This is a genomic window from Marinilabilia salmonicolor JCM 21150 (assembly GCF_000259075.1).
GTDB classification, from domain to species: domain Bacteria; phylum Bacteroidota; class Bacteroidia; order Bacteroidales; family Marinilabiliaceae; genus Marinilabilia; species Marinilabilia salmonicolor.
This window is the reverse complement of sequence record NZ_AJKI01000021.1, coordinates 1-12,609: the sequence shown is the minus strand read 5'-3', so window position 1 is coordinate 12,609 and position 12,609 is coordinate 1. Positions and strand designations below refer to the sequence as shown.

Genomic DNA, 12,609 nt, shown 5'->3' with positions numbered 1-12,609 from the left:
CTTTATTGGGAGAGCACAATATGCCTCTTTTAGTTAAAAACTTCTAATACTCGGCTATATATGGCATTCAGAAGAGATCAGAAAGTCAAGAGTAATTTTTCCCGTATTACCATCGGGTTGTCTTCACCGGAGGAAATCCTGGAACGTTCCAGCGGTGAGGTGCTTAAACCTGAAACTATAAATTATCGTACTTACAAACCTGAACGGGATGGTTTGTTCTGCGAGCGCATTTTTGGTCCTGTAAAGGATTATGAATGTCATTGCGGAAAATATAAACGGATTCGTTACCGGGGTATCGTTTGCGACCGATGTGGTGTTGAAGTGACAGAGAAGAAAGTCCGTCGCGAACGTATGGGCCACATTTCGCTGGTGGTTCCGGTTGCGCACATCTGGTATTTCCGTTCGTTACCCAACAAAATCGGGTATCTTCTTGGTCTTCCAACCAAGAAGTTGGATTCAATTATTTATTACGAGCGCTATGTGGTGGTTCAAGCCGGAGTTACCGGAGCTGACGGTGTGAAATATATGGATTTCCTCACTGAAGAGGAATATCTGGATATTCTTGACAGTCTGCCAAAAGACAATCAGCACCTTGATGACGATGACCCTAATAAGTTTATCGCCAAGATGGGAGCGGATGCTTTGCATATGATTTTGTCGCGGCTGAATCTGGACGAACTGTCTTATGATTTGCGTCACAAAGCCAACACAGAAACTTCTCAGCAGCGTAAAAACGAGGCTTTGAAACGTTTGCAGGTGGTGGAATCGTTCCGTGAATCCAAAGGGGTTAACCGTCCTGAATGGATGGTTGTTAAGGTGGTTCCTGTAATTCCTCCGGAATTGCGACCTCTTGTTCCCTTGGATGGTGGTCGTTTTGCCACTTCCGATCTTAACGATCTTTACCGCAGGGTAATTATCCGGAACAACCGACTCAAGCGTCTGATTGAGATCAAAGCTCCTGAGGTTATTTTGCGTAATGAGAAGAGGATGCTGCAGGAGTCTGTGGATTCTTTGTTTGATAACTCACGTAAATCAAACGCAGTTAAAACGGATGCCAACCGTCCACTGAAATCTTTGAGCGACAGTTTGAAAGGTAAGCAGGGACGTTTCCGTCAGAACCTGCTTGGTAAACGTGTTGATTATTCAGCTCGTTCGGTAATTGTTGTTGGACCGGAACTGAAGATGCACGAATGTGGTCTTCCGAAAGATATGGCTGCTGAACTTTACAAACCTTTCGTCATTCGTAAATTGATTGAGAGAGGTATTGTAAAAACTGTTAAATCTGCCAAGAAAATTGTGGATCGCAAGGATCCGGTTGTTTGGGATATTCTGGAGAATGTTTTGAAAGGGCATCCGGTGATGCTGAACCGTGCTCCAACGCTTCACCGACTTGGTATTCAGGCTTTCCAGCCAAAGCTTATCGAAGGTAAGGCTATTCAGTTGCACCCGTTGGCTTGTTCGGCTTTTAACGCCGACTTCGACGGTGACCAGATGGCGGTGCACCTTCCATTGGGCAATGCTGCAATTCTGGAGGCTCAGATGCTGATGCTTGCAAGTCAGAACATTCTGAACCCTGCTAACGGAGCTCCTATTACCGTTCCTTCGCAGGATATGGTTTTGGGATTGTACTATATGACAAAAGCAAGACCCGGAGCTAAAAATGAAGGGCTTGTTTTCTATTCTCCCGAAGAGGCTAAAATTGCTTACAACGAGAAACAGGTTGAACTGCACACTAAGGTGACCGTTAAGACCAATGATCTTAATGAGCAGGGCGAACTTGTTGAAACAATGATTGAGACCACTGTAGGACGAATTCTCTTTAACGAGTTTGTTCCTGAAGAGGTGGGATACATCAATACCTTATTGACCAAGAAATCTCTGCGTGATATCATTGGTAAAGTTCATAAAGTTTGTGGTACTCCAAAAACTGCTAACTTCCTGGATGATATCAAGTCACTGGGTTACCGGCTTGCCTTCGAAGGTGGTCTGTCGTTTAACCTTCAGGATGTGATTATTCCTGCGGAGAAAGTTACTTTGGTTGATGAAGGTTATGCTGAAGTTGAAGAGGTAATGAATAACTATAATATGGGATTCATTACCAACAATGAACGATATAATCAGATCATCGATATCTGGACACACGTTAATGCCCGTTTGACACAAACGTTAATGAACCAGTTGAGCTCTGATAAAGATGGATTTAACTCCGTTTATATGATGCTTGACTCGGGAGCGAGGGGGTCGAAAGAGCAGATTCGTCAGTTGTCCGGTATGCGTGGTTTGATGGCCAAGCCGCAGAAGTCCGGCGCTGAAGGTGGTCAAATTATCGAGAACCCGATTTTGTCTAACTTTAAGGAAGGACTTTCGGTACTTGAGTACTTTATCTCTACACACGGTGCCCGTAAGGGTCTTGCGGATACCGCACTTAAGACTGCGGATGCAGGTTATCTGACCCGTCGTCTGGTTGATGTTTCTCAGGATGTGATTATCAATGAGGAAGATTGTGGAACGCTTCGGGGTCTTACGGCAATGGCTATTAAGAGCAATGAAGAAGTTGTTGCTTCTCTTTATGAACGTATTCTTGGACGTGTATCGGTGCACGATGTTTATCATCCCAATACCGGCGAGATTATTGTGAAGAGTGGTGACGAGATTACCGAGACTGAAGCACGCACTATTGAGGATTCACCCATTGAAAGGGTTGAGATTCGTTCAGTATTGACTTGTGAGTCGAAGAAAGGTGTCTGTACCAAGTGTTATGGTCGTAACCTTTCTACCGGTAAGCTGGTTCACAAAGGAGAGGCTGTCGGTGTTATCGCTGCCCAGTCCATTGGTGAGCCTGGTACTCAGTTGACACTGCGTACGTTCCACGTGGGTGGTACTGCTTCAAACGTAACTTCAGAGAACAGTATGCTTGCCAAATATGAGGGTAAAGCTGAATTCGATGAGTTGCGCACTGTTCCTTTCACTACTGAAGAAGGAACTGATGTTGATGTGGTAATTGGCCGTTTGGCTGAGTTGCGTATTGTAGATAAGAACACCAATATCTCTCTTACTACACAACCAATTCCTTACGGTGCCAAACTTTATATTAAGAATGGTACCGATTTGAAGAAAGGGGATTTGATTTGTGAATGGGATCCGTTTAATGCCTTGATTATTACGGAGAAAACCGGTAAGGTTTCTTTCGAGAATATGATTGACGGTATTACCTTCAAAGAAGAGTCTGATGAACAAACCGGATATCGTGAAAAGGTAATCATCGAAACCCGTGATAAGACTAAGAACCCCGGATTGCGGGTACTTGATTCCAAAGGTGAGGTGCTTAAAACATACAACCTTCCTGTAGGTGCTCACATCTCCGTGGATGAAGGTGATGACATTAAGCAGGGTGAGACATTGGCTAAGATTCCTCGTGCCATGGGACGTTCCGGTGACATCACCGGTGGTCTGCCGCGTGTTACCGAGTTGTTCGAAGCGCGTAACCCATCCAATCCTGCGGTTGTTTCCGAGATTGACGGTGAGGTTGCATTTGGAAAAATTAAGCGGGGTAACCGTGAAATTATCGTTACTTCTAAGAATGGTGAGGTTAAGAAATATCTGGTATCTCTTTCCAAACAGATTCTTGTGCAGGAAAACGATTATGTTCGTGCCGGTACACCTCTTTCTGATGGTGCTACAACGCCTTCTGATATCCTTGCCATTAAAGGACCTACTGCTGTACAGGAGTACATTGTGAACGAAGTTCAGGATGTATATCGTTTGCAGGGTGTGAAAATTAATGACAAGCACTTTGAAATTATCGTGCGTCAAATGATGCGTAAGGTGGAGATTGCCGATGCCGGTGATACCAGATTCCTGGAGCGTCAGATTGTTGATAAGATCGAATTCATGGGAGAGAATGATGAGATCTGGGGTAAGAAAGTAGTTGTGGATGCCGGTGATTCTAATACCTTGCGTGCTGGACAGATTGTGAATGCCCGTCGTTTGAGAGACGAAAATTCGCAACTGAAACGGAAGGACTTGAAACTTGTACAGACCAGGGATGCTGTTCCTGCTACGTCGGGGCAGGTACTTCAGGGTATTACCCGTGCTGCGTTGCAGACTAAGAGCTTTATGTCGGCTGCTTCTTTCCAGGAAACAACCAAAGTATTGAATGAAGCTGCAATTCAGGGTAAGATAGATAAGCTAGACGGTCTTAAAGAGAACGTTATTTGCGGACACCTGATTCCTGCCGGTACCGGATTGCGTGAGTATGACAAGATTATCGTTGGTTCTCAGGAAGAATATGATAAACTGGTCAATAAGCGCGAATCAGAGACTGTCAGGGACTAATAGTGCAAATTATTTCCTGATTAAGAGGAAATATCTATAAACAAAAGCGCAACTCTTTTATAGGGGTTGCGCTTTTTTGTTTGTGTTTCGCTTGTGATTTTGGTATAAAATCATCTTGTTTTTATACCTTTATGCTTCATTAAAAAATGAGAAAATGGAAGAACAGAACAATAAAAAAGGACAAGTTAAAATTGAGTTAAACCAGGAAGTTGCGCAGGGCATTTATTCCAATCTTGCCATTATCAGTCACTCTCCGTCGGAGTTTGTGGTTGATTTTGCCAGGGTAATGCCGGGGGTGCCCAAAGCTTCCGTGAAATCCCGGGTAATACTGACCCCAGAACATGCCAAAAGGTTGCTTCAGGCATTAAAGGAGAATATTTCCAGGTTTGAGGAAATTCATGGGCCCATTAAGAATATTGCCGGCCCTAACGATCATGGCAGTGGTTTTCCTCCAATGAACTTTGGCCCTGCAGGACAGGCTTAATAGTCTTTTAGCGAATGGTTTTAAAAACCGGTGATGTGGTAGCTGTTTCCTTTTCTTCGTTTTTGTCAGGAGTCTCTTTCAGGAAGTAAAAAGCACCATTTTCCGTGAGTTTAATATCGATAATTCCCATCACAATAAGATTGACCAGTATTTTTTCTGCTTTTTTTCGTGATATGCCTGCAATACGGGCAAATTTTGTGTGGGTAATAAATGGATCTTCGTTGCTGAGGCGGGTTAGCAGTAATTGTTCCGGCTCCTTCAACTGAAAGAAGGTTCCTTTGTTTTTTCTTTGGCGCAGCCAGACTTTCAATAATATCTGATTAGCGAGCAGGTTTTGATCCTCTACGCGCACATAAACCTTGTATTTGCCATCTTTAGTGGGGGCTTTGTGGGGTTTTCTTTCACTTTTAGGAACAATTATCTCAACCACCGTTTTGCCATCAATTACGTGTTCATGTGATTCGAAATGAACAGGTGGTCGGCAATATCGTGTGGCTGCTGCATCGACCATATAAAACTCCTCATCTGAAGAAACACCGGCAATTCTGCCATTGTCTTTCACTCCCACAAGCAATCGTCCTCCTTTTGTATTGGCAAATGCTGCCAGTGACCGGGCTATTTTTCGGCTGTCATTGATGGCATATTTGAAATCCTGTTGAACGTGCTCTCCTTCGGCTATCAGTTTATGTAAGTAATTCTTCACTTCAGCTTTTGTTTTGTTGCACAAATTTCGGGAAAAATACGGGGAATCTGAAAAAAATGTGGCTATTTGGTATTGGTGTTTAGAATTAATAAAAATTAACAAATCAGAGGGGGTGCATGACAAAAGTCATGGACATCGCTATTTTATTGACTGAAATTTATTAAAGAAAAAAATCCTTATTCTGATATTTATTTAATAATCAGCGCTATGCCTCATTCAGTTGATTACATTAAAAAACTTGCCGACCGCCATGGCAGGGGACTTGAAAGTTTACTTCCTATTTTGGAAAATGTTTATGAGGACAATCATATTATTCCTGAAGATGCCATGGTTGAGATTGCCCGGGAACTGGATGTTTCCGCGGCTAAGGTTTACGGTACTGCAACATTTTACTCATTTCTGGAAACAGAAAAATGTGGGAAATATGTGATACGGGTCTGTAAAACCATTACGTGTATGATGCATGGGAAGAATCAGGTAATAAAAGAACTTGAAGAGTTGTTGAAAATAAAACTGGGAGAAACCACTCCTGATGGCCTTTTTACGTTGAAAGAAACAAATTGTCTGGGACAATGCCATAAAGGGCCGGCCATGCTTATTAATGATGTGCCTTATACAGAATTAACTCCGGGTAAGGTAAGAGATATTATCAACGAATACAGGTTGAATGCACAAAAATCAGCCTCCTGATCTGTTCCACTTGAAATTGCACTGATTGCTTTCAATCGTTTAAAACTTTGTAATTGTCTGATAAAAAACTAATTAAAAATTTGAGAACTAATGGAACTGCTTCGCTCTCACATAATATTTTTTAACCATATTCTTGTGCCTCCGCTGTAGCTTTAGCGACACGCGGTTTGTGATTTTTATGCTTAAAAAATATCATGTTCGTTTCAATGGGAATAATTTTATTTCAGAAAATCCTGCATTATGAAAAAAGGTCTTAAACGTCTCGACTTAATATTTAAGAATGAGCATGATTCGGCTGCTATTCTTGAGAAATCCCTTAACCGGTCCAATGCGGAATTGATTGAAGATTTGATAAGTTCCGGTTTAAAGGGGCGTGGCGGGGCAGGTTTCCCAACAGGATTGAAGTGGAAGCTGACTGCAGACGCTAACGGTCAGGAAAAATATGTTATCTGCAATGCCGATGAAGGGGAGCCGGGGACTTTTAAGGATCGGGAGATTCTTTCCAGTGTTCCGCATAAAGTGCTTACGGGGATGGCTGTGTGCGGACGAATTATCGGTTCTCAAAAAGGTTTTATTTACCTTAGGGGGGAATACAAGTTTTTAATTCCTAAGCTTCAAAAGGCTATTGATGAGTTTCATGAACTTGCCGACAGCCTCAGTTTTCCTTTCAGGGTTGAGATATTTCTGGGTTGTGGTGCTTATATCTGCGGGGAAGAATCGGCGCTTTTTGAAAGCATGGAAGGGCACCGGGGAGAACCACGAAATAAACCTCCTTTTCCTACAGATTCAGGTTATCGAAACGGGCCTACTGTAATTAATAATGTGGAAACCCTGGCTCATACTTATTCTATTTTTAAGTATGGTCCTGAGAAGTTCCGGGATTTGGGAGTTAAGGACAGTCGGGGGAGTAAGGTATTTTCGGTAAGTGGTGATACACCAATTCCCGGAATTTATGAACTGGAATTTGGCATGACCCTGCAGAAATTTGTGGACGATTTCGGCGACGGTGATGCCAAGGCAGTACAGGTGGGAGGGGCTGCCGGCTTTTGTGTGCCCCGGAAAAAATTCGATAAAACGGTTATTGGCTATAAAGGGAAACTTACAGGTATCAGTTTGCCTACCGGAGGTTCTATGATGATTTTTAACTCATCACGTTCCATGTACAATGTTTTGCACAATTATCTCGATTTTTTTGTGGAGGAGAGTTGCGGTCAGTGCACGCCCTGCAGAGTTGGCACACAACAATTGCTGCTGGGAATAGAGGCTGTTAAGAGAGGTGACAAGTCATCGCAGTATCTTGAAAAGCTTTTGGAACTGGCCGAAACAATGAGGGTTACAGCAAAATGTGGATTGGGACAATCGGTGGCCAATTCATTTAGTTCTATTGTTGAAAATTTTCGTGAAGAGATGATATACTAATCAGGCCTGTTTTGGTGCTTGCGTTAATAAAATTTTAATAGTTATGGTTGAGAAAGTGAATCTTAAAATAGACCATCTCAGTGTTTCTGTTGATGCAGGGGCCACCATCCTGGAAGCTGCCCGTAAAGTGAATGTTCGGATTCCGACGTTGTGTCATCATGAGGACTTATGTGTGGCAGGAAACTGCAGGGTTTGCGTGGTAGAGCAGGTCGGCGTGGATCGTTTGCAGCCTTCTTGTGCCATCCCGGTTAGCGAGGGGATGGAAATTCTTACCAACAGCATGAAGGTTCGCAATGCGCGTAAGCAAATCATTGAATTACTGATTTCCGAGCATCGCGCTGAGTGTACTACCTGCTATAAAAATGGGAAATGCGAGCTTCAGACTTTATCCAATGAATATATTGTGGGAGAGAGTGGATTCCTGCCGTTGGTGCCTTTGAAAGGTTATACGATAGACGAATTTTCGCCCTCAATTATAAAAGATGATTCCAAGTGTATCAGATGCCAGCGATGTGTGCGGACCTGCGACCAGATACAAAGCATCGGGGCACTGACTGTGGCTCATAAAGGTGGCGAAATGAAGATTTCCACCTTTTTTGACAAACCAATATACGAAGTGGTGTGTACCAATTGCGGCCAGTGCGTAAACAGATGCCCTACCGGAGCCCTTACCGAGAAAACATATATTAATGAGGTTTGGAATGCCATTGATAATTCGGATAAATATGTGGTAGTGCAGACGGCTCCGGCTGTGAGAATTGCACTGGGAGAAGCACTCGATATGGATCCCGGAGAAATTGTTACCGGAAAGATGGTGGCTGCATTACGACGGCTTGGCTTTAATGCCGTGCTGGATACTGATTGGTCGGCTGACTTGACCATTATTGAAGAAGGAAATGAATTGCTTCAACGATTAAAAAGGGTACTGAAAGATAAAGAGTCGGACGTGAAGATTCCAATGACCACTTCCTGCTCTCCTGGATGGATCAAGTTTATTGAACATACGTTCCCTGACTTTCTGGAGCATCTTTCCACGGCTAAATCTCCCCAGCAGATGTTTGGAGCTTTGGCCAAGACATTTTATGCCAATAAAATAGGGGTTGATCCTTCCGATATGGTCAGTGTTTCGGTGATGCCCTGCACTGCCAAAAAGTTTGAGGCCAACAGGCCGGAAATGCGGGCCAGCGGATATCAGGATGTGGACTTTGTGGTGACAACCCGCGAACTGGCCATGATGGTGAAGCAGGCAGGTATTGATTTTAAATCCCTCCCCGATGATGATTACGACAGCATAATGGGAGAGAGTACTGGAGCCGGTGTTATTTTCGGAGCAACGGGAGGAGTCATGGAGGCAGCTCTCCGAACTGTTTACGAAGTAGTGACCGGAAGGGAAGTGCCATTCGATGGGTTGAATATTCTTCCTGTCAGAGGAATGGAGGAAGTTCGGGAGGCTTCGCTGAAAATTGAGAATCCTTTGCCTGAATGGGATTTTCTGGATGGGGTGGAGGTGAAAACCTGCGTAGCTCATGGATTGTCGAATGCCAAGAAGGTGATGGAGAAAGTGAAAAACGGAGAGGCTGATTATCACTTTATAGAAATTATGGCTTGTCCGGGAGGTTGCCTGGGAGGTGGAGGTCAGCCGTTGCCAACTTCGCCTGAGATTCGAAAGAAAAGGGCAGAGGCTATTTACCGTGAAGATGCGGGGAAAAAAATTCGTAAATCGCATGAAAACCCGGAAATCATCCAGATTTATGAGGAGTTTCTGGTGGAACCGCTGGGGCATAAATCCCATGAGTTGCTTCATACCACCTATACTCCGAGAAACAGGTATTAAATTTTTACCCGCAGGGTACATACATATCATGACGGGGATTGACAAAAAGAACCGGGGTATTGCCCCGGTTTTTTAATAACCGGATTTCCGGAGGTCCCGTAAAAACATATTCCGGAGAATTGAGTCTTGTAGCGGGCATTACAAGCAGGGTGTCCACTGAACTTTTGGCCAGTTCCATCGCTTTTTGTCTGGCCTCTTTTCTTTTTTGTCCTGCAGAAATGGTGTCAAAAGTAACGTTGGACTGGTGAAAAAGATTCCGTATAAAGGCCATATTTCTTTGTAAATATTGTCTTGTTGTTTTATTCCTGAATTCGGGATAAAGAAGATGAAGATTTGCTTCAGAGGTTCTGCTCCAAAAACCTGCCCAGGCCGAGGCTTCTTTTTCGCCGTCTTTCAGGCAGACAGGGAAAAATATTTCATTCAATTGCCATGTTTCTTCGGGGATTTCAGGTAATACAAGGTAAGGTACCTGTAAACTCCTGAACTTTGAGAAAAAGCGAGTGGCTTTGTTTCTGCGGTTCAGATTTATCAGCTGCGGACTGATTACAACCAGTGCAATGTCTTCATTGTTGGGAAAGAGAAAGGAATATATGGTTTTGAATAAATCATCTTCTGAGTCCCGTATCTCCCATCCTTCCGTATTTAGTTCTGGACGGTGCTTTTTTCCTGAACTCTTGTAGGTAAAAGGAATTATTTTGTAATCAGGATATCCGGCAATTTGTTTGACGGCCGGCAGTAATTTGTTGATGTCATCATCGGGCGATATGGGGAGTAACAGGCTTGCCATGGTTGCTTGGTTTATTGCTAATTTTTAATCCCTACAAATAGAGGATTGGTGTTTGGGATGTGTTAAAAATATGTAATTTTAGTGAGATGGCAATTTTGGCCTGATTAATTCATGAATTATTCAGGTTCGGACTGTAACCAAGGCAAAATATACCGCCATGAGCAATGAAATAGATATGACCATATGCCTGGGGAGTTCTTGTTTTTCGAGAGGGAACCGCTATACCATGGATTTGATAAAAAGCTTTCTCAAGGAACATGATCTTCAGGATCGGGTATTTTTTCACGGTGACCTTTGTGACGGACTCTGTGAATACGGGCCGATATTAAAAATTAACGGGGAGATATTCCGGAATGTTACTTCGGACAATGTTTATGATATTTTGAGTGATTTTTTTTCCCGTGAGGATATTGAGTAATTTGTAATTTGAGGTTTATGGGACAGTTAATTCATGTGGATCCCGAAAAGTGTAATTTAAGCCTTACCTGCATCAGGGTTTGCCCCGCCAAGGCCATTCGCATTGTGGAGAAACATGCTGAAATAATGCCTGCACGTTGTATTGGTTGTGGCAATTGTGTGACCATGTGTGCTCAGGATGCCATAGAGATAAGGGAGGAGAAACAACGTGTCCGCAATATTCTTGATGGCGACACGCCCGTTGCGGCCATTTGTGATCCTACCATTTCTGCTGAGTTTGTGGATATTTCAGATTACCGAAAGTTTGTGGGGATGATTCGTGCCCTTGGATTCTCTTACGTAATGGAGGGCGCTTTTGGTGTGGACCTGGTTTCCTTTCGTTATCGGGAACTTCTTTACAATTTTCAGGGGAAATATTACATCAGTACCAATTGTCCGCCCGTGTCTTATCACGTGGAGAAGTACCATCCTGAGCTGGTGGAGAATCTGGCCCCCATTGTACCTCCTTATGTAGCGATGGCGAAAGTCACCCACAGAATGTACGGAGCCGATACAAAAGTTGTTTACATAACAGCCTGTGCGGCAGCCAAAGATGATGTACGTTTCTTTAAAGGAGATGGTAAAACCGATGCAGTGCTTACTTTTCTGGAGTTGCGTGAGATGTTTGTTGAGAACCATATTACTGAAAATTCGGTTAAATTTAGTGATTTTGACCCTCCAATTGGTCGAAAAGGCGGGCTTTTCCCTATTAACAGGGGGTTGTTGCAGGCAGTGGATATCAATCAGGATTTGTTGAGTGCAAGCATTATAATGACGGAAGGTCGTAACAACTTTCTCCAATCTCTTCAGGAGTTTAAAACAGAAATAGGACTTCAGCAACATCTTGATCTTTTTTATTGCGAGGGGTGTATCATGGGGCCGGGAACATCTCCCGGAGGGAAAAAGTTTTACCGACGGTCCCAGGTCATTAAATATGTCAATAAACGTCTGAAGGACTTTGATTATGAAACCTGGCAAAAGCAGATTGAGTCATTCCGGGACCTGGATCTGAGTCGCTCGTTTAAAGAGCATGACCAGCGGCTTCCTTATCCGGCAGAAAGTGAAATTCAGCGCGTTTTGCATGAAATGGGTAAGGAAAAAGTGGAGGATCAATTGGGATGCGGAGCTTGTGGATATCCTTCTTGTCGGGAATTTGCGGTCGCTTATTGCCAGGGACTGACCAATTATGAGATGTGTTATACTTATACCATTCATAAAATGCATACATACATTGGAAAGCTGAACGCAACCAATGAAAAACTTAAAAAGACGAAAGAAGCTCTTAAGCAGAGTGAAGAAAAAGCCCGGGAGGAAGAAAAACTGGCACGACTGGCTGCAGAAACAACTACAGCAATGCTTAATAAAATCAGAGCCGGAGTGGTTATTGTGGATGAAGACATGAAGATTATTGAATCCAACAACAGTTTTGTGGAGATGCTTGGGGATGATGCCAGGCAAATTAATGAAACGATTCCGGGACTTAAAGGGGCTGAACTGGCGGCACTGGTGCCGTTCCCCAAATTGTTTGTCTCTGTTTTGCAATCGGGGCAGGATCTTCTCAACAGGGATACTACCATTGGCGATTCGGTGGTGAATGTCTCTGTTTTTACCATTGAGAAACACCGGATTGTGGGAGGTATTATACGTGACCTTACGGCCCCTGAAGTTAGAAAGGAGGAGGTGGTAACACGTGCGCGGGAGGTCATCCGTGAAAATCTGGAAACAGTTCAGCAGATTGCCTTTCTGCTGGGAGAGAGTGCTTCCAAAACCGAAAAAATACTGACTTCCATTATCGAAGCTCAGAAATTGGGGAGTCCTGACGATTCAGGCATCAGCAATAAATAGTGCTTGCAAGAAAACGCCAATTGCTGCGTTGGGCTTGCCTTCAAAACAGTCATTTA

General features: G+C 43.5%; 9 protein-coding genes. 7 read left to right on the top strand and 2 right to left on the bottom strand.

Features of this window, described 5'->3' with window-relative positions; all coding sequences use genetic code 11:
• Positions 1-60: 60 nt before the first annotated feature.
• Positions 61-4,335 (top strand): DNA-directed RNA polymerase subunit beta', encoded by a 4,275-nt coding sequence (rpoC, locus tag W7W_RS0111215; protein ID WP_010663855.1) that lies wholly within the window; start codon positions 61-63, stop codon positions 4,333-4,335.
• Positions 4,336-4,489: 154 nt separating this feature from the next.
• Entirely contained in the window at positions 4,490-4,819 is a 330-nt protein-coding gene (locus W7W_RS0111210) for a DUF3467 domain-containing protein (protein WP_010663854.1), read from the top strand.
• A gap of 7 nt (positions 4,820-4,826) precedes the next feature.
• Here W7W_RS0111210 and W7W_RS0111205 read toward each other — a convergent pair whose 3' ends face one another.
• Positions 4,827-5,522, bottom strand: a complete 696-nt coding sequence (locus tag W7W_RS0111205; protein ID WP_051536196.1) for an AlbA family DNA-binding domain-containing protein — start codon at positions 5,520-5,522, stop codon at positions 4,827-4,829.
• A 207-nt stretch (positions 5,523-5,729) separates the two neighbouring features.
• On the opposite strand from W7W_RS0111205, the gene W7W_RS0111200 reads away from it, so the two are divergent.
• From W7W_RS0111200 to W7W_RS0111190, 3 genes are all read left to right on the top strand, one after another.
• Positions 5,730-6,212: an NADH-quinone oxidoreductase subunit NuoE family protein gene (locus W7W_RS0111200; protein ID WP_010663852.1), complete on the top strand. Its 483-nt coding sequence runs from the start codon at positions 5,730-5,732 to the stop codon at positions 6,210-6,212.
• Between the two features lie 240 nt (positions 6,213-6,452).
• Positions 6,453-7,631 carry an NADH-ubiquinone oxidoreductase-F iron-sulfur binding region domain-containing protein gene (locus tag W7W_RS0111195; protein WP_010663851.1) on the top strand — a complete coding sequence of 393 codons (1,179 nt, stop codon included), beginning with the start codon at positions 6,453-6,455 and terminating at the stop codon, positions 7,629-7,631.
• 43 nt (positions 7,632-7,674) lie between these two features.
• Positions 7,675-9,465, top strand: coding sequence for an NADH-dependent [FeFe] hydrogenase, group A6 (locus W7W_RS0111190; RefSeq protein WP_010663850.1), 1,791 nt, complete (start codon positions 7,675-7,677; stop codon positions 9,463-9,465).
• Between the two features lie 4 nt (positions 9,466-9,469).
• Here W7W_RS0111190 and W7W_RS0111185 read toward each other — a convergent pair whose 3' ends face one another.
• Positions 9,470-10,252, bottom strand: a complete 783-nt coding sequence (locus tag W7W_RS0111185; RefSeq protein ID WP_010663849.1) for a hypothetical protein — start codon at positions 10,250-10,252, stop codon at positions 9,470-9,472.
• 157 nt (positions 10,253-10,409) lie between these two features.
• Here W7W_RS0111185 and W7W_RS0111180 point away from each other — a divergent pair, with 157 nt between their 5' ends.
• Positions 10,410-10,670 (top strand): (2Fe-2S) ferredoxin domain-containing protein, encoded by a 261-nt coding sequence (locus tag W7W_RS0111180; protein WP_010663848.1) that lies wholly within the window; start codon positions 10,410-10,412, stop codon positions 10,668-10,670.
• 17 nt (positions 10,671-10,687) lie between these two features.
• Positions 10,688-12,553, top strand: a complete 1,866-nt coding sequence (locus tag W7W_RS0111175; RefSeq protein WP_010663847.1) for a [Fe-Fe] hydrogenase large subunit C-terminal domain-containing protein — start codon at positions 10,688-10,690, stop codon at positions 12,551-12,553.
• Positions 12,554-12,609 lie beyond the last annotated feature (56 nt).

Coding starts and splice junctions, on each gene's coding strand:
- W7W_RS0111180 (WP_010663848.1), top strand. CDS start 10,410: ATGAGCAATGAAATAGATATGACCATATGCCTGGGGAGTTCTTGTTTT.
- W7W_RS0111185 (WP_010663849.1), bottom strand. CDS start 10,252: ATGGCAAGCCTGTTACTCCCCATATCGCCCGATGATGACATCAACAAA.
- W7W_RS0111175 (WP_010663847.1), top strand. CDS start 10,688: ATGGGACAGTTAATTCATGTGGATCCCGAAAAGTGTAATTTAAGCCTT.
- W7W_RS0111210 (WP_010663854.1), top strand. CDS start 4,490: ATGGAAGAACAGAACAATAAAAAAGGACAAGTTAAAATTGAGTTAAAC.
- W7W_RS0111190 (WP_010663850.1), top strand. CDS start 7,675: ATGGTTGAGAAAGTGAATCTTAAAATAGACCATCTCAGTGTTTCTGTT.
- W7W_RS0111195 (WP_010663851.1), top strand. CDS start 6,453: ATGAAAAAAGGTCTTAAACGTCTCGACTTAATATTTAAGAATGAGCAT.
- rpoC (WP_010663855.1), top strand. CDS start 61: ATGGCATTCAGAAGAGATCAGAAAGTCAAGAGTAATTTTTCCCGTATT.
- W7W_RS0111200 (WP_010663852.1), top strand. CDS start 5,730: ATGCCTCATTCAGTTGATTACATTAAAAAACTTGCCGACCGCCATGGC.